Raw genomic sequence first — 16989 nt, 5'->3', positions numbered from 1 at the left:
ATGGAGGAATCACATATGTCGATAGAAAAAGTGGCTGTTATCACCGCAGGCGGCAGCGGCATGGGCGCCGAAAGCGCCAGACGCCTTGCTGCCGATGGATTCAAGGTGGCTATTCTGTCGTCCTCCGGAAAGGGCGAGACCCTTGCGCAAGAGCTCGGCGGCATCGGCGTCACCGGCTCCAACCAGTCCAATGACGATCTGAAGCGCCTCGTCGATGCCACGATGGAGAAGTGGGGACGGATCGATGTGCTCGTCAACAGCGCCGGCCACGGCCCGCGCGCGCCGATCCTCGAGATCACCGACGAGCAGTGGCACACTGGCCTCGACGTCTATCTGATGAACGTCGTCCGTCCGGTCCGCCTCGTCGCTCCCATCATGCAAAGGCAGAAGTCCGGCGCCATCGTCAACATCTCCACCGCCTGGGCGTTCGAACCCTCGCCAATGTTCCCGACCTCTGCCGTATTCCGCGCGGGCCTTGCCTCCTACACGAAGATCTTCGCCGACACCTATGCCGCAGATAATGTGCGGATGAACAATGTCCTGCCCGGCTGGATCGACAGCCTGCCGTCAACCGAGGAGCGCCGCGACAGCGTGCCGATGAAGCGCTACGGCACCAGCGCCGAAATCGCCGCCACCGTCGCCTTCCTCGCCTCCGACGGCGCCGGTTACATCACCGGCCAAAATCTCAAGGTCGACGGTGGATTGACCCGCTCGGTCTAGTCCCGGCAAGAGATCCAACCATTTCGCTTTCGCTCTCCCGAGCCTTGCCTGGGGGAGCGTTTTCGTTTGGAGTATAATGACGGAGATTAAGCCGTCCCTGACTTGCCGGCGCCGAGAGTTGCGAACCTCGTAGGTCGAAAGCGACGCCGCAGCCGGTGGCGCTTGCCGCTCCCGAATTGCTTTTTTGCACTGCACACGTTAGAAGGCCCCCGCGAATTCAGGGGACGGAAACGGGCGGCGTGGGACGGCGCTGCCTTGGGAGGAGTGTCACTATGAACGTCATCAGCACGATTGCCGCCTTGCGCGAACGGCTTGCTGAGCATCGCAAGTCCAGCCGCAGGATCGGCCTCGTGCCGACCATGGGCTATCTGCATGGCGGCCATATGGAGCTGGTCTCCCGCGCCAAAGCCGAGAACGACATCGTCGTCACCTCGATCTTCGTCAATCCACTGCAATTCGGCGCCAATGAGGATCTGGCGAAATATCCGCGCGATCTCGAGCGCGACAGCGCCATGCTGCGCGACGCCGGTGTCGATTTCCTCTTCGCACCCGACGTGACCGATATGTATCCGCGCCCGATGGAGACGCTGGTCGATGTCCCGAGGCTCGGCGCGGAGCTGGAGGGCGCCGTTCGCCCAGGCCATTTTGCCGGCGTCGCAACCGTCGTCACCAAGCTCTTCAATATCGTCCAGCCGGACAGCGCCTATTTCGGCGAAAAGGATTATCAGCAGGTGGCGATCATCCGCCGCATGGTCGAAGATCTGGCGCAGCCGGTTCGCGTCGTGCCGGTGCCGACCGTTCGCGATGTGGATGGCCTGGCCCTGTCCTCACGCAACGTCTATCTCTCGAAGGAAGAGCGCGCCGCCGCCGTCGTCGTCCCGAATACGTTGGCGGAAGCCGAAAGGCTCTATGGCCTTGGCGTCGACGATCCATCCGCATTCGAGGAAGCACTGCGGGTTTTCATCGAAAAGGAGCCGCTTGCCACCGCCGAAGTCGCCGCCGTCCGCCATCCCGACACACTGGAAGAACTGACGAAACTGCAAGGCCAGCCCGTACTCGTCGCCCTGTTCGTACGCATCGGTACCACCCGCCTGCTCGACAATCGAGTCATCGGTCGCAAGCCGTCCGCCAACGAAAGGACCGCTTGAGATGAGCACTGTCGGACACACCAAGCGCAAGACGCCTGCCGCCATTGCAGCTATGAAAGGCACGCGACCCATCGTCAGCCTGACGGCTTACACGACACCGATTGCCCGCCTGCTCGACCCGCATTGCGACCTGCTGCTGGTTGGCGATTCCCTTGGCATGGTGCTCTATGGCATGGAGACGACGGTCGGCGTCACGATGGAGATGATGATCGCCCACGGCCAGGCCGTCATGCGCGGCGCAAAGCACGCCTGCATCATCGTCGACCTGCCGTTCGGTTCCTATCAGGAGTCGAAGGAACAGGCCTTTCGCAATGCCGCCCGCATCCTGAAGGAAACGGGTTGCGACGGCGTGAAGCTGGAGGGCGGCGAGGAAATGGCGGAAACCGTCTCCTTCCTCACCTCTCGCGGAGTTCCGGTCTTCGGCCATGTCGGCCTGATGCCGCAGCAGGTCAATACGACCGGTGGCTATCGTTCTCTCGGACGCTCGGACAAGGAAGCAAGCAAGATCCGCCACGATGCCAAGGCGATCTCGGAGGCCGGCGCCTTTGCCATGGTGATCGAAGGCACGATCGAGCCACTCGCTCGCGAGATCACCGCCGCGGTCGCGATTCCGACGATCGGCATCGGCGCATCTGCGGCTTGCGATGGGCAGATCCTTGTTTCCGACGACATGCTTGGCCTGTTCAACGATTTCAAGCCGCGTTTCGTCAAGCATTTTGCCGAATTGGCACCCCTGGTCTCGAAAGCAGCAGAAGCCTATGCCGAGGAAGTGAAGGCACGCACCTTCCCGGCCATCGAACACACTTTCCAACCAAAGAAATGAGACTCTGTCAGCCCTTGGCAGGCTCCTTTTCAAGCAGATAGATCGCCTCGCCGAAGTCCTCCATCTTGCTCATCAGCGCTGCGTGAGCATCGCGCAGGCCCTGATTGTAATAGTATGGCCCGATCTCGGTCGTGAGGAAATCGAGCAAGAACTCGGCCGGCAATGTTCCAAGCGTCTGATCGAGTTCCTCGGAGAAATAGCGCTGAAGACGAGCGACGATCGCTGCCTTCTCTTCCTTCGTGAAGGTGATCTTCTTCATTCTCCGCATCTCCCATTTCGCAAGCAGACCCAAGAAACTGCTTCAAGAAAATCAATTAATCCATCAAGTAAATTGAATTGCTGCTTCCGCGCTCACGGCTTACAGCTCTCGCCATTGAACAGCGCTCGGGGGCAGATGCGCAAGGGGTGCGATGATGTTGTACTTCGCGCTCGATCTGCGTGCCGGACTCCAAATGCGGCACCCGGACGAAACCACCGGGTTTTCCACAAAGGATAGAGCGGACGATGAGTCGCGCGGATTTTTTTGAAGGCACGAAGGGTGGTATTGCCGTCGGCCTTGCTGCGGCGCCCTTCGGCGCCTTGTTTGGCGCGCTGGCCCGCGATCAAGGCATGTCGCTCGGCGAATTGACCCTGATGAGCGGCACCGTCTATGCCGGTGCCAGCCAGATGGTGGGGCTCGATCTATTCGGCCACAAGGTTGAGGCCTGGCTCATCGTCCTGTCGATACTGGCGGTAAACTTCCGTCATGTGCTCTATTCGGCTGCGATCGCGCGCTACATCAGGTACTTTTCCGTTGTGGAGAAGTTCTTCACCTTCTTCCTTCTCGTCGATCCGCAATTTGCCGAAACGATCAAGCGGCATGAAAGCGGCAAGGCGGTGACCTTCGCCTGGTACATGGGCTTTGCGGCGATGGTTTACATTCCCTGGGTGGTTATCAGCCTGATCGGCGGCCTGCTCGGGAGCCTGATCGGCGATCCGAAGGCCATCGGCCTCGATATCCTGCTGCCGATCTATTTCCTCGGCATCGTCATGGGCTTTCGCAAGCGGGACAACTTCCTGCCGGTCGTGGCCGCCAGTGCCGTGGCATCCGCCATCGCATATCGCTATGTCGGCTCGCCCTGGCATGTCAGCATCGGCGCGCTTGCCGGCGTCGCCCTTGCCGCGATGCTGCCGCCGATAAAGGCGAACCGCAAGCCCGACCTCGTCCACGAAAACCACGAGGTCTGACCATGTTCGATTTCAATCCGCATATGGTCCTGCTGATTGCGGCTGCGGCCGTGGTGACCTTCCTGACGCGAATCGGCGGCTACATCCTCATCGTCAAGATGACCCGCATTCCGCCTCGCGTCGAAGCGGCGCTAAATGCTGTGCCCGCCGCGGTCCTCACGACCCTCGTCGCACCTGCCTTCTTCATCGGCGGCTGGGATATCAAAGTGGCGATGCTCGCAGCCCTTCTCGTCGGCCTGCGCTATCCTTCGACCTATATGCTGGTCGCAGGGTGGATCGTCGTGATGGCATGGCGCCATTCCGTCGGCGCCTGAAACGTTAAGAGACCCCATCCCGTTTTTGAGTCGGGATGGGGCTCCTACTCCTTAGTGTTTCAGCTCGAGCGTGGCATTTTCCAGCCATGCCCGGATGTCGTGATCATGGATCAGCGGCATCAGCGCTTCGCGCGTCCTGACGTGATATTCGTTCAGCCAATGCAGCTCGTCGTGCGTCAGCAGCTCGACGAGAATCAGGCTGCGATCGATCGGGCAGAAAGTCAGCGTCTCGAAACCCAGCATCGGCATGTCGCCGCCTTCGATCCCCTCCGGATCTCGGATATAGATCAGGTTTTCGATGCGGATGCCGAAGTGGCCGGGACGGTAATAGCCGGGTTCGTTGGAAAGAATCATGCCCGGAAGCAGCTCCTGCACGGCAAGCCGGGCGATGCGCTGCGGTCCCTCATGCACGGAAAGATAGGAACCGACACCGTGGCCGGTGCCATGGGCATAATCGACGCCTGCCTTCCAGAGCGCGATGCGCGCCAGCGGATCGAGATCGCAGCCGCGCGTCCCCTTGGGGAAACGTGCCGTGCTGATCGCGATCATTCCCTTCAGCACCAGCGTGAAGAGACGCTTCTGTTCTTCGGAGACTGCTCCGATGCCGACGGTGCGAGTGATATCAGTCGTGCCGTTGATGTACTGCGCGCCCGAATCGATCAGGAACAATTCGCCCGCCTGGATCATCCGATCGCTCGCCGTCGTCACGCGGTAATGGATGACGGCAGCATGCTCACCGGCGCCGGAGATCGTATCGAAGGAGATGTCCTTCAGCGGGTTCTGCATGCTCTCGCCGACACGGGCGCGGCAGGCCTCCAGCCGTTCGGCCGCGGCAATCTCCGTGACCGTTCCCGGCTTGCTCGTCTCGAGCCAATAGAGGAATTCGACCATGGCGGCGCCATCCTGCAAATGAGCGGCCGCCGAGCCGTTGATTTCGGCGGCATTCTTGCAGGCACGCGGTAGTTTGGCAGGATCGCTGCCTTCGACGATCTCGCCGCCCTCGCGACGGATAATGTCCATGAGCGTATAGGGAGCCAGATCCGGATCGACGAGGATGCGCCCACCATTCGCCGCAGCCGCGGCCAGGCGCTTGGTGAGCTCAGCGGGCGGCAGCTGCTTGCAGATCTGTGCCAGATAGGCCTCCGCCTCGACCTTGGTCTTGCGCTTGTCGAGAAAGAGTTCCGCTGCGCCCTCGGCATGGATGATGGCACGCGCCAGCGGGTGCGGCGTGTGCGGAACGTCGCTGCCGCGGATATTGAAAATCCAGGCGACCGAAGACGGATCGGTGATCAGAACCGCCTTGAGGTTCTTTTCCTTGAGGTTGGCCGCGATGGTCGCAAGCTTATCCTTGGCCAAAACGCCGGCCTGGCCGATATCCTGAATGATGACGCCGCCGAGCGGCTCGGCCGGCCGGTCCGTCCAGAGCTTGTCGAGCGGATTGTAGAGGAGGAAGACGAGCTTACCGTCGATCTCAGCCAAGGCCTTTTCCAGGCGGCGCACTTCAGCTCCCGTATGCAGCCACGGATCGATGCCGAGCCGGAAGCCTTTCTTGGCATGGCGCGGCAGCCAGATATGCGGCGGCTCGTTCACGAGATCGCCGCCGGTGAAAACGCTGCGATCCGCCTGCTCGGCAAGCTGCGTGACATAACGGCCATCCACGAAGACCACGGCCTGAGAGTGTGTCACAAGCGCAACACCTGCCGAGCCAGTGAAGCCCGTGAGCCATGCGAGACGCTCCGAGCATTTGGGCACATACTCGCCCTGATACTCGTCGGCACGCGGCACGAGGAAGCCGTCAATGCCAAGATCACCGAAGGCGGCACGTAAGCCAGTAACGCGCTCGCGACCGAATTGCGGGGTGGAAGTGACGTCGAAAGACTGAAACATGAGCTGATCCAAGACTGGTGGAGAATCCGTGAAACCGAATTGTGCCAGTATGTTAGAGCATGATTGTCGGAAGCGCGATGTGATTTTCGGAAGCGGCTGAAAACTGTCTGCGCGATAGCGGCTCGGGCCTGCTCCCTTGCCGAATCCGCCCTCGATGCCGTTAACGAATCCGCCCATTTCATGAGCATCGCTGACCAAATATGACAACTTCACGGCACGAAACATGCATATCGCGCATAGCTCCCATGAAGCCTCCCCCCTGCCACGCAAGCGGGCGAGTCGCTATATCCGCCACATCAAACGGGGTTCGCGAAGAACCCGCTCAAACTAAGGACTAAAGACAATGTCTATCACTCGCTCCGCATATGTTAGCCCGGCGCTGGCTGGCGAGCGTCGTACCGTACGCCACTCCGTTGGCTTGCTTCGTCAGCTCGAAGTCGAAACCTCGAGGGCAATCGGCGCAAGCCGCGGCGGTCACCGCTAAGAAGTTTACAAGCTACGCGTTCTAAGCGATCGCAATCCGGTTCTCCTCCTCCCTCCCGGATCACGATCAGAACGCTAGAGCCCGCTTGAGCACTCCTCCACACACGCTCGCGGGCAAGATCGGCGAAAGCCGGTCTCAAGGCGGTGCCTCGGCACCGCCTTTTTTATTTGCTTGCAATCGGATCGGCAGGAAGTGACCGGCTCAGGGCCGGTCGAGATGGATGGTGACCCAGCCATTGCGCCAGATCGTGCGCACATGGCGCAGATGAACGCCGTTATAAGCCGCCAAAACCTTCCAGCGCTGCTCGGCCAGGATACCGGAAAGAATGACCGAGCCGCCCGGCGCCAGATGCGCCACCAGCTGCGGCGCCATCTTGATGAGCGGGCGCGCCAGAATATTGGCGATGATCAGGTCGAAGGGGCCATGGCGAGAAAAGGCCGTGGAGTGAAACCCCGGCGCAGTCTCCAATGCGATACCCGAAGCGATCCCGTTGCCGCGGACGTTTTCCCGCGCGACGCGGACCGCAACCGGATCGATATCGGTCGCCAGAACCGGAATATTGCGCAGCTTGCGCACCGCGATCGCCAGAACGCCGCTACCGGTGCCGAGATCGAGCGCATTGCGCACGCGGCGGCTGGCAAGAACCTTCTCGATCGTCTCAAGGCAGCCCGCCGTCGTTCCATGATGGCCGGTGCCGAAAGCCTGCCCGGCTTCAATCTCGATGGCGATATCGCTTGCGCCGACCTTGTCGCGATCATGCGAGCCGTGAACGAGGAAGCGTCCGGCGCGCACGGGCTTCAGCCCTTCCAGCGACTTGGCAATCCAGTCGATATCGGGGATGACTTCCTTTTGGACGGACAATCCGGAGAAATTCGGCTTCAGGAGCGCCTCAAAACGGCTGCGGACATCTTCTTCGTCGTCGGCATACAGATAGATGGAGGCTTCCCAGATATCCTTCTTCTCGTCGATCTCGGTCGTCGCGATCGGCAGTTCCTCATCCTCGAAAACCGGCGTCATCAGGTCAAGGATCTGCCCTGCCTCTTTCTCTGTTGTCGTCACATAAAGGCGGATTTCGCTCAACTCGTCGCTCTTTCTCGTTTTTACTCGGCCCAGTCGATCCAAGGCGGCCTTGGCGTATCGTAACCGGCTATACTCCGAAGCAGGGTCCGTCGCGCCGGTCCGAAGCGCAAAAGCAGCGGTGCAAAAAGATTGCGCGCCGCGATTGCCAGCGGATTTGTCATGGTGATCAGTCGCGTCAGGCCATAAGTCTGCTTCAACACTTGTTTTACGGCGGGAATTCTTAGCGCCGAATACTCCTGTTCGCGGCCTTCCGCAATGAGCCAGGCAAGCCAGCAGGCATCTTCGATACCGAGATTCATGCCGCGCGCGCCGGCCGGCGAATGGATATGGGCGGCATCACCAGCCAGAAAAACATTGCCTTTGGCCATCGGCTCGACATGACGAAAATGAACGCGAAACTGCGAGGCCCAGATCCTTTCGGCAACTACTGCGGGATGAACGATCCGGCTTTCGAAATCCTCCAGCGTCGAAATATAGCGAATGACATCCGATGCCACCGGCAAGCGGCCGATCATGCCGGGATCCAAGACCGAAACATCGCCGAAATGGGTATCGATCGGGCCGGCATAGCGAAAGTCAACGAGATAGAAATAGGCCTCCAGCGCCTCGCCCGGGAAGCCTGCTCCCATGGCCTTGCGCACGACGGAGTGGGCACCGTCGGCACCGACCAGAATGTCTGGGCGAACCGTTTCCATCCCGCCGTCCGGGTGCCGAAGCGTGACCTCCGGCTTCTGCAAATCGGCAATCTCGCTCGCGACGACCGCCGTCTGCCATTCAGGCGCGATACCATAACTCGCAAGCGCCTCCATCAGCAGACGTTCCGTATGACCCTGAGCCAAGCCGCGAATGGCGCTGAAGCGGCCGCTCACCTGCCTTGGATCCAGCTCGAAAAGCGTCTTTTCGCCGGAATGGAAACGGAAACGATCTATGGATTGGGCAGCGTCGATAATGCGCTCCGCGACACCCGAGGGAGAAAGCAATGTCAGCGTGCGGGCGTTGACGCCAAGAGCGCGGCTCTCTTCGGCGGGCGTCGGGCCGGAGCCGTCATCGACGATGCGTGGCGCAAAGCCGCGCCGCGCAAGCTCGAGCGCCGCCGTGAGACCGGCAGGCCCCGCTCCTGCAATCAGAATGGATCTTCTTTCCTTGCTAGCCCCGTTTCCCATCCAAGCCCCTATCCCTTCTTGATCAGCTTCTCCAGCTTCTTCACTGCCACGTCCGGATCCTCCTGATAGGCGATGGTTCCGGCAAAGCCGCCGGACGAATCGAGCAGGAAGACCGAAGCGGTATGGTCCATCGTGTAATCGCCGTTCGGCTGCTTCTCATCCGCCGGTACCTTCTTGGCGTAAACCCGGAATCCCTTGATCATATCCATCACCTTGGCGGGGTCGCCCGAAACGCCTGTAATGCGCTTGGACACGTTGGAGACATACAGGTTCATGATTTCGGGCGTGTCGCGCTCGGGATCGACGGTTACGAAATAGGCATTGAGCTTGGCGCCGTCCGGATCGACCTTCTCCAGCCAACCGTTCAGCTCGAACAGGGTCGTCGGGCAGACATCCGGACAATGCGTATAGCCGAAGAACACCGCCGAAGGCTTGCCGCGAAATGCCTGCTCGCTGATCGGCTGGCCGCTCTGCGAGACCAGCGTGAAGGGCACGCCATACGGCCCCGCTGCGGCTACCTCGGGCGTCTTGCCGCCGCCGAAGCTCAGCCAGCCCAATATGCCGGCGACGATCAATACGGCCACCCAGACACCAATTCGCACGCTTCTCATGACTGCCATTCCTCATCCAACCCCGGCGACGGCACCTGAAAGCCGGTGGCGTCGATCTACCTGTCGGGTGTAGCGGCTCAAAGTAGAGGACGCAATTCAAGAAGACGTGCCGAACAAGCCGAAATTGCCGCAGCGAGCGAGCCGCTACTTCAAGTGCTTCCGCATTCCCCCGCACGTGCATCTCGCAGGCACGCACAGATAAATTCTGTTTCAGTGTTAAAGCAATCCTAACCAGTCCGCGCGAACATCTATCGCAAATGTCGAGCTCGACTTCGGCCATCACTGCCGGAACGCACGGCAGACCGATTTACTTCAGAAGGGCATGACGCCCGCCGGGTACAGCCAGGCGTTTCCCGCCGAAGCACCGGATGCTGCCGCTGCTCAAGCCGCTCCAGCCGATCTTTCTTTTCAATCGCCAGCGCCGCTTGCCAGCGGCGCCAAACGGGAAGCCTTCAATCATGACGAACGCCATCAAACAAGCCGGCGCCTATCTGGAAATCGTCTCCTTCCACCTCGGCGATCAGGAGTTCTGCATCGACATCATGGCCATCCGCGAAATCCGCGGCTGGGCGCCCGTGACGCCGATGCCGCATACGCCGCCTTATGTGCTCGGCCTGATCAACCTGCGTGGCGCCGTAATCCCGGTCATCGACATGGCTTGCCGCCTCGGCATGAAGATGACGGAGCCCTCCGAGCGCTCAGCCATTATCGTCACGGATATCGCCGGCAAGCTCGTCGGCCTGCTGGTCGAGCAAGTTTCCGACATGATGACCATCAAGAGCGAGGATCTGCAGCCGGCGCCGGAGATCATTCCGGAGGTACAGCGCGCCTTCTGCCGAGGCATCGTGGCCCTGGAGAAATCGATGGTCTGCTTCCTCAACCTCGACACGATCATTGCCGATCAGCTGGCACAAGCCGCGTAACTTCAAGAAGTTAGCACAAAATAAAAATCGCCCTGGAGCCTCGCTTCAGGGCGATCGATTTTTGTGTGACCAGCATTGGCAGGGGTGTAGCCAACGCGCCAGTCAGCAGGCCGTGAACAAGCGGAAGAGTCACCTCCCTTGTTCATTTTCGAAATTGCATCAAAAAGGTGCAGACCGAAAGCAACCAGAAGGAATTCGACAACCCAAGAGTATGACTTTTTTTGGTACTATCCTTCTATCGGTTGTCATTGAGGTATTCTGGTAACTCTATTTTGGCTTGCCGTTCTTCCAGTTAACGTTCTGGCCGAACAGAGGTATCGTCGAAATCGCCATTTTAGCCGACCCATCCGTCAGCTGGCGTGAGTGGATGAGATAGACCAACGTATCGTTCTTCTTGTCGTAGATGCGGGTGACAACCAGCTTCTTCCAGATAAGCGACAATCCGGCGCGGAACACTTCCTCGCCGCTCTGCGACAGGTTGATACTGCCGATCTCGATCGGTCCGGTCTGGCGGCAGGCGATGGAATTGTTGGAGGGATCTTCGAACCAGTTGCCCTTGCGCAATCGGTCAATGACGCTGCGATCAAAATAGGTCACATGGCAGGTGATGCCCGAGACTTGCGGATCCGGCACGGCATCGACCAGAATATCGTTACCCGTCCAGTCCACGCCAACCTTGCCAACCACCTCGGCAGAGGCGGAAACAGGCGCCAGGGTCAAGAAAGATGCGGCAATGGCGGCGCAGAATTTCAGTGAGGTCATCGATCATCCTCCAACATCAGCCGCAGGGAGCGAGAGCGGCTCCGCTAAGGTAAGACGGCGAATGACCGATGCAAGAGACTGCGGCTCGCAAAGCAGTGCCCGTTAAAAGGCATCGACGGCAATTCTCGTCGAGAGGCGCCATCGCCAAGGCAACGGCGCTTCCCAACATGGAGGAGAGGCGGCTCTCACTTGTTCTCGATCGCGATCCTGCCCGTTTCCAGCAGCGACTTGAGATTGGACAATATCTTCGGCCAGCCACCGGAGACCGCTTCGATGAACTTCGAATTCTCAAGCTCGATCGTGTGGGTGACCGTCAGTTTGACGGCGTCGGCGGCGGGCTCCAACTCCATGACGCAACGCGACCAGCCCTCGGCTTTCAGCTCTGGTCTGAACTCATTGCGCCATTTGAAGGCGATGCGCCGCGGCGGTTCGAATTCGGCGATTTCCCCCGTGTCGGCGATGCGGCCATCGGGAAAAAGCATCTTCCACGGCGAGCCGACCTTCCAATCGGTCTCGTGCGTCATGTCGAACCAGTATTGCCTGATGAACTCCGGTGTCGTCAGTGCCGACCAGAGCTTCTCCGGCGAAGTGCGGATGAATGTGACGTAGACGAACTTGCTTCCAGTCATGTCATTTCTCCTTGTTTCACTATTCTTGCTTCTCGGGCCTATGAACCGCCCTCGCCTTCAAGAGCCTTCTTCAATGCCGAAAGCGCGCTCAGCTGCCGGCGCTCGAACTTGCTGATCCAACGCTCGGCAATCTCGTTGATCGGCACCGAATTGATGAAATGCAGCTTCTCCCGCCCCTGTCTCTCGGTCGACACCAGATTGGCCTCCTCCAGAATGGCGAGATGCTTCGCCACTGCCTGTCGGGTCATGGCCAGATCCTCGCAAAGCGCGTTCAGCGTCTGGCCGTTGTGCTCATGGAGTCGATCCAGCAATTGCCGCCGACTGGTGTCCGCCAGAGCCTTGAAAACCGCGTCGTCATTCATATCAATACGGAACCATTTGGTTGCCTATATCTCTCTTATAGGCAACCAAATGGTTGCCTGTCAAGTAATCTTTGGAGGGCACAGCCGTAATCGATGGTAGCAAAATTGGAGGAAGACAATTGACAACGACCCCATCGCATCGGATCATCGCTCCATGATCGCAATTCGCACCACGGCAATGCATCTTATCACCATCTCTCCCTTTGCAGGGCGAGTGGAAGCTGTGTTGCGCTGAGCTAACTGCGATCCATCTCAACCCTGCCGAGGCGAGCAGGGTTGAAATCTCCTTGCTCTCCTCCCCAATACCAAGGAGAGCCCATGTCTTTCGACGAACAAGAGCCCGTTAAGCGACGATCAGGCAAAGTCGGCCCGATCGAGATCCGTGCGACGCGGCCGTCCGATGCCGAAGCGATCGCGGCGATCGCCAATCTTCCCGGTTTCCGCGCCGGCACCTTGCGCCTGCCCTTTCAAAGCGTCGAGGAAACCCGGGAATGGCTGGAAAAGCCCGCCCCCAACTCGACCCGCCTTGTCGCGGAGGTCAACGAACAAGTCGTCGGCAATGCCGGCCTCAACCGGCTTTCCGGACGACGGATGCACATCGGCCAGATCGGCATGGGTGTGCACGACGATTTCACGGGCTGCGGCGTCGGCTCGGCGCTTCTTGCCGCGCTTGTCGACAGCGCCGACAACTGGCTGGCGATCAAGCGCCTGGAACTCACCGTCTTTGTCGACAATGCACCGGCGATCCGGCTCTACGAGAAATTCGGCTTCGAAACCGAAGGACGCCTGCGCGCTTTTGCATTCCGTAACGGCGAATATGTGGACGCCTTCACGATGGCGCGCTTAAGACTCTGAACGATCGAAGGGCGGTGGGTCACGATCCCGCCGCCATCTCTTATCCGCCGATAAAATCCAGCCACTCGTCCTCGGTCATGATCTGGACGTTGAACTCCCGCGCTTTGTCGAGCTTCGAACCAGCGCCCGGTCCTGCTACGACAATATCGGTCTTTTTCGACACCGAGCCGGAAACCTTGGCGCCTAGGCTCTCTGCCTTGGCCTTGGCTTCATCGCGGGTGAACTTTTCCAAGGAGCCGGTGAAGACAACTGTCTTGCCGGCAACTGGGCTCCCGGATGTCACGGGCTGCTCGGCCTCCTGAGGCTGCACCTCTTTGAGCAAGCTTGCGATCACCTCGGTATTGCGCGGCTCCTTGTAGAATTCGACGATCGCACGCGCCACCACCTCGCCGATACCCTCGATATTGTTGAGGTCGTTCCACGCATCGCCTGAAAGCGGGGCCGCCTCTTTCATCGCCACCTCGAAGGCTTGGTAAGTGCCGTAGGAGCGTGCAAGCAGCTTGGCGGTCGTCTCGCCGACATGACGGATGCCAAGCGCGAAGATGAAGCGGTGCAAGGCAATCTGCCGCCTCTCATTGATGGCAGCATAAAGCTTGCCGACGCTGACCTTACCGAAGCCGTCGATATTTTCCAGCTTCGCAAGCGACGATTGCTGGCGCTTCTCAAGAGTGAAGATGTCAGGCGCGGTCCTGATCTGCAGTGCCTGATCTTCGCTCTCGAAAAAGAAATCGATCTGCTTCGAGCCCAAACCTTCGATATCGTAGGCATTGCGCGAGACGAAATGCTTGAGATGCTCGGTCGCCTGCGCCCGACAGATAAAGCCGCCGGTGCAGCGGGTCACGGCATCGACCTTGCCGGTCTTTTCGTTGATGTCCCGCACTGCGTGGCTGCCGCAGACCGGGCAAACCCTGGGAAACTCATAGGGCGCACTCGACGCTTCACGCTTCTCCATCACGACATCGACGATCTGAGGGATGACGTCGCCTGCTCGCTGCACGATCACCATATCGCCGACGCGGATATCGCGGCCATCGCGGATCGGCTCGCCCTTGTTGCCGATACCCTTGATGTAATCGGCGTTGTGCAGCGTCGCATTGGTGACGACGACACCACCGACCGTGATCGGCTCAAGCCGCGCGACCGGCGTCAGCGCGCCGGTGCGACCGACCTGGATATCGATGTCGACGAGACGTGTGAACGCCTGCTCTGCGGGAAATTTATGTGCCGTCGCCCAGCGCGGCGAGCGCGAGCGGAAGCCAAGGCGAGCCTGAAGTTCCAGGCTATCGACCTTGTAGACCACGCCGTCGATATCATAATCGAGATCGGGTCGCTGCAGGCCGATTTCCTCATAATGGCCGAGAATATCGGCGACGGAATTCAATCGCGCCATCAGCGGATTGACGGGAAAGCCCCACGATTTGAAGGCCTGCACCATGTCATATTGCGTATCGGCCGGCATGTCCGACATCTCGCCCCAGGCATAGGCAAAGAATTTTAGCTTGCGGCTCGCCGTTACCTTCGCATCGAGCTGACGCAGCGAGCCCGCCGCGGTGTTGCGCGGGTTGACATAGGCCTGCTTGCCCTCGGCCTCCATCTGCGCATTGAGCGCCAGGAAATCGCTCTTCGCCATGTAAACCTCGCCGCGAACCTCGACAATAGCGGGCGCGCCTGCGGGCAGCGTCTGGGGAATTTCCTGGATGGTTCTGATATTGGCGGTGACATTTTCGCCGGTCGTGCCGTCGCCGCGCGTTGCAGCACTCACCATCCGCCCATTCTCGTAGCGGATCGACATGGAAAGACCATCGATCTTCGGCTCAGCGGTAAAGGCAATCGAATTGTCCGGAAGCCGGCCGAGGAAGCGATAGACGCTCGCGACGAAATCCTCCACATCTTCCTGCGAAAACGTGTTGTCGAGCGACAACATCGGCCTCGCATGAACGACAGGCGCGAAGGTTTCCGAAGGTGCTGCACCCACCCGACGCGATGGGCTGTCGGCGCGAATCAAAGCCGGGAACCGGGCTTCGATAGCGTCATTGCGCCGCTTCAGCGCATCATAGTCGGCATCCGAGATCTCCGGCGCGTCCTTGCTATGATAAAGCGCATCGTTGCGTGCGATCTCCGCGGCCAGATAGGCAAGTGCGGCGGCCGCTTCCTCTTCGGTCAGATCTTCGACGGGCTTTTGTTCGGTGCTCATGAATCGACACTCCCCGATTTCGGAGATGTTTTAGAGCACTTCGAGAAAAAGTGTGAAGCGGTTTTCCGCCCGGAGCGCGTAAAAACAAAGGGAAAAATCAAGTGGTGGGACGCGTGCAGCGATCAGCCGTTGCCTGATAGCAAGCGCTTGGCAGCCGCCCTCGCCTCTTCCGTCACCGAAGCACCAGCAAGCATGCGGGCGATTTCCTCGGTGCGGTCCTTGGGCTCCATGGTCGCCACGCGTGTCGAGATTTTTTCCGATCCATCTGCGACCGGGCCTTTGGAGATCAGGAGATGCGTCCCGGCGCGTGCAGCGACCTGTGGTGCGTGCGTGACGGAAAGCACCTGCACGCGATCGGACAGGCGTTTCAGCCGCTGGCCGATCGCATCGGCGACCGCACCGCCAACACCGGTATCGATTTCATCAAACACGAGGGTTGGTGCCGAACCACGATCGGCGAGCGCCACCTTCAGCGCCAGCAGGAAACGCGACAGCTCGCCGCCGGACGCGACCTTGGTGATCGGACCGGGGCGCGTGCCGGGGTTGGTCTGCACATGGAATTCGACAACATCGATGCCCTCGGCCGTACCGGCGTCCCGGTCGCTGGTGATTTCCACCATGAAACGCGCCCGCTCGAGCTTCAGCGCCGGCAATTCCGCCATGACGGCGGCGGCAAGGGCCTCGCCCGCATGATGGCGCTTTTCCGAGAGACGGCGTGCTGCAACATCATATTCCGCCTTTGCGGCAGCCAATTCGGCATCAAGGCGGGCCAGCTTCTCTTCGCCGGCATCGACATCGGCGAGATCGGAAACCATGCGCTCAGCGAGAGCCGGAAGCTCGCTTACGGGCACCGAATATTTGCGCGAGGCTGCGCGGAGCGCAAACAACCGCTCCTCGACCCGCTCAAGTTCGCGCGGATCGTATTCCGTCTTGCGCAGTGCGGCCTCTACTTCCATCTGCGCGTTGGAGAGCTGGTCGAGAGCCGCGTCGAGCAACGCGACAGTATCCTCCAGCAGGCCCGGCGCCTCATGGCTCTTGCGCTCGAGCCGGCGGACCAGCGAAGCGATATGCGGCACGGGCGAGGCATTGCCGTTCAGGAACTCCGAAGCCTCGGCGATATCGCCGGCGATGCGCTCGGCTTTCATCATCCGCGAGCGCTTTTCGGCGAGCTCATCCTCCTCGCCGTCCTGCGGCGACAGCTTTTCCAGCTCTTCGACGGAAGCACGCAGATAGTCGGCCTCGCGGGCCGCCTTCTCCACCTGCTCCCTGTGCTTCTTCAAGGTGCGCTCGTTGTCGCGCCATGCCTTGTGCAGCCTGCCGACCCCCTGCGCCTCTTCCGCGAGACCGGCGAAAGCGTCGAGCAGCATGCGGTGTGCATCCGTATCGACGAGTGCACGGTCGTCATGCTGTCCATGGATTTCGACGAGAAGCTGCCCGATCTGGCGCATAAGCTGAACGCTGAGCGCCTGATCGTTGACAAAGGCCTTGGTGCGGCCGTCAGCAGATTGAACGCGGCGAAAGATGAGATCGCCGTCGTCATCGAGGCCATTCTCGCGCAGGAGCTTGCGAGCGGGATGTTGCGTGCCGACCTCGAAAACCGCCGTTACCTGACCGCGGTCCTCTCCATGACGCACGAGACCGCCATCGCCGCGCCCGCCAAGGGCCAGCGACAGGCTATCAAGCAGGATGGATTTGCCTGCACCCGTCTCGCCGGTCAACACCGAAAGTCCGGACTCGAAGGCAAGATCCAGCCGCTCGATCAAAACGATATCGCGGATCGAAAGCTGGATCAGCATCTGCGCTCAAT

Annotated in this window: 18 protein-coding genes; 7 read left to right on the top strand and 11 right to left on the bottom strand. The window is 60.1% G+C overall.

Going from position 1 to position 16989, the window contains the following annotated elements:
* Positions 1-15: 15 nt before the first annotated feature.
* From GA0061102_RS22190 to panB, 3 genes are all read left to right on the top strand, one after another.
* Positions 16-720 carry an SDR family oxidoreductase gene (locus GA0061102_RS22190; protein WP_092853282.1) on the top strand — a complete coding sequence of 235 codons (705 nt, stop codon included), beginning with the start codon at positions 16-18 and terminating at the stop codon, positions 718-720.
* A 272-nt stretch (positions 721-992) separates the two neighbouring features.
* Positions 993-1868 (top strand): pantoate--beta-alanine ligase, encoded by an 876-nt coding sequence (gene panC / locus GA0061102_RS22185; RefSeq protein ID WP_092853280.1) that lies wholly within the window; start codon positions 993-995, stop codon positions 1866-1868.
* 1 nt (position 1869) lies between these two features.
* On the top strand, positions 1870-2691 hold the full coding sequence (gene panB, locus GA0061102_RS22180; protein WP_092853278.1) for a 3-methyl-2-oxobutanoate hydroxymethyltransferase: 822 nt from the start codon (positions 1870-1872) through the stop codon (positions 2689-2691).
* Positions 2692-2698: 7 nt separating this feature from the next.
* On the opposite strand, the gene GA0061102_RS22175 is transcribed toward panB, so the two are convergent.
* A complete protein-coding gene (locus GA0061102_RS22175) occupies positions 2699-2950 on the bottom strand; it encodes a DUF2164 domain-containing protein (RefSeq protein WP_092853276.1) in 252 nt (83 codons plus the stop codon).
* A 245-nt stretch (positions 2951-3195) separates the two neighbouring features.
* Between GA0061102_RS22175 and GA0061102_RS22170 the strand changes: the two genes are divergently transcribed.
* Positions 3196-3918 carry an AzlC family ABC transporter permease gene (locus GA0061102_RS22170; protein ID WP_092853274.1) on the top strand — a complete coding sequence of 241 codons (723 nt, stop codon included), beginning with the start codon at positions 3196-3198 and terminating at the stop codon, positions 3916-3918.
* Between the two features lie 2 nt (positions 3919-3920).
* On the top strand, positions 3921-4232 hold the full coding sequence (locus GA0061102_RS22165) for an AzlD family protein (RefSeq protein ID WP_092853272.1): 312 nt from the start codon (positions 3921-3923) through the stop codon (positions 4230-4232).
* 51 nt (positions 4233-4283) lie between these two features.
* On the opposite strand, the gene GA0061102_RS22160 is transcribed toward GA0061102_RS22165, so the two are convergent.
* From GA0061102_RS22160 to GA0061102_RS32985, 5 genes are all read right to left on the bottom strand, one after another.
* Positions 4284-6119 (bottom strand): aminopeptidase P family protein, encoded by a 1836-nt coding sequence (locus GA0061102_RS22160; RefSeq protein WP_092853324.1) that lies wholly within the window; start codon positions 6117-6119, stop codon positions 4284-4286.
* A 685-nt stretch (positions 6120-6804) separates the two neighbouring features.
* Positions 6805-7683 carry a 50S ribosomal protein L11 methyltransferase gene (locus GA0061102_RS22155; protein WP_092853270.1) on the bottom strand — a complete coding sequence of 293 codons (879 nt, stop codon included), beginning with the start codon at positions 7681-7683 and terminating at the stop codon, positions 6805-6807.
* Positions 7684-7703: 20 nt separating this feature from the next.
* Complete coding sequence (locus GA0061102_RS22150; RefSeq protein ID WP_092853268.1) at positions 7704-8846, bottom strand: FAD-dependent oxidoreductase; 1143 nt, start codon at positions 8844-8846, stop codon at positions 7704-7706.
* Between the two features lie 8 nt (positions 8847-8854).
* Positions 8855-9457 carry an SCO family protein gene (locus GA0061102_RS22145; protein WP_092853266.1) on the bottom strand — a complete coding sequence of 201 codons (603 nt, stop codon included), beginning with the start codon at positions 9455-9457 and terminating at the stop codon, positions 8855-8857.
* A 307-nt stretch (positions 9458-9764) separates the two neighbouring features.
* Complete coding sequence (locus GA0061102_RS32985; RefSeq protein WP_208858687.1) at positions 9765-9929, bottom strand: hypothetical protein; 165 nt, start codon at positions 9927-9929, stop codon at positions 9765-9767.
* Here GA0061102_RS32985 and GA0061102_RS22140 point away from each other — a divergent pair.
* The gene (locus GA0061102_RS22140) at positions 9916-10380 is read left to right on the top strand and encodes a chemotaxis protein CheW (RefSeq protein ID WP_092853322.1); all 465 of its coding nucleotides are present in this window, start codon (positions 9916-9918) and stop codon (positions 10378-10380) included. The two genes, GA0061102_RS32985 and GA0061102_RS22140, sit on opposite strands and share 14 nt — an antisense overlap.
* A 267-nt stretch (positions 10381-10647) precedes the next feature.
* Here the strand turns inward: GA0061102_RS22140 and GA0061102_RS22135 are convergent, their stop codons facing one another.
* The 3 genes from GA0061102_RS22135 to GA0061102_RS22125 all read right to left on the bottom strand — a co-directional run bounded on the left by GA0061102_RS22135 (position 10648) and on the right by GA0061102_RS22125 (position 12133).
* Positions 10648-11142, bottom strand: a complete 495-nt coding sequence (locus GA0061102_RS22135) for a CreA family protein (RefSeq protein ID WP_092853264.1) — start codon at positions 11140-11142, stop codon at positions 10648-10650.
* 185 nt (positions 11143-11327) lie between these two features.
* A complete protein-coding gene (locus GA0061102_RS22130; protein WP_092853262.1) occupies positions 11328-11771 on the bottom strand; it encodes an SRPBCC family protein in 444 nt (147 codons plus the stop codon).
* A 38-nt stretch (positions 11772-11809) separates the two neighbouring features.
* Complete coding sequence (locus tag GA0061102_RS22125; protein ID WP_092853260.1) at positions 11810-12133, bottom strand: ArsR/SmtB family transcription factor; 324 nt, start codon at positions 12131-12133, stop codon at positions 11810-11812.
* Between the two features lie 318 nt (positions 12134-12451).
* On the opposite strand from GA0061102_RS22125, the gene GA0061102_RS22120 reads away from it, so the two are divergent.
* Positions 12452-12988 (top strand): GNAT family N-acetyltransferase, encoded by a 537-nt coding sequence (locus tag GA0061102_RS22120; protein ID WP_092853258.1) that lies wholly within the window; start codon positions 12452-12454, stop codon positions 12986-12988.
* A gap of 40 nt (positions 12989-13028) precedes the next feature.
* Here GA0061102_RS22120 and ligA read toward each other — a convergent pair whose 3' ends face one another.
* Positions 13029-15182 (bottom strand): NAD-dependent DNA ligase LigA, encoded by a 2154-nt coding sequence (gene ligA, locus GA0061102_RS22115; RefSeq protein ID WP_092853256.1) that lies wholly within the window; start codon positions 15180-15182, stop codon positions 13029-13031.
* Between the two features lie 122 nt (positions 15183-15304).
* Positions 15305-16978 (bottom strand): DNA repair protein RecN, encoded by a 1674-nt coding sequence (gene recN / locus GA0061102_RS22110; protein ID WP_092853254.1) that lies wholly within the window; start codon positions 16976-16978, stop codon positions 15305-15307.
* Positions 16979-16989: the final 11 nt, after the last annotated feature.

The organism is Martinezella miluonensis, assembly GCF_900094545.1.
GTDB lineage: Bacteria > Pseudomonadota > Alphaproteobacteria > Rhizobiales > Rhizobiaceae > Rhizobium > Rhizobium miluonense.
Note: the sequence above shows the minus strand (reverse complement) of the source record. Positions and strands in the feature narration are given on the sequence as shown.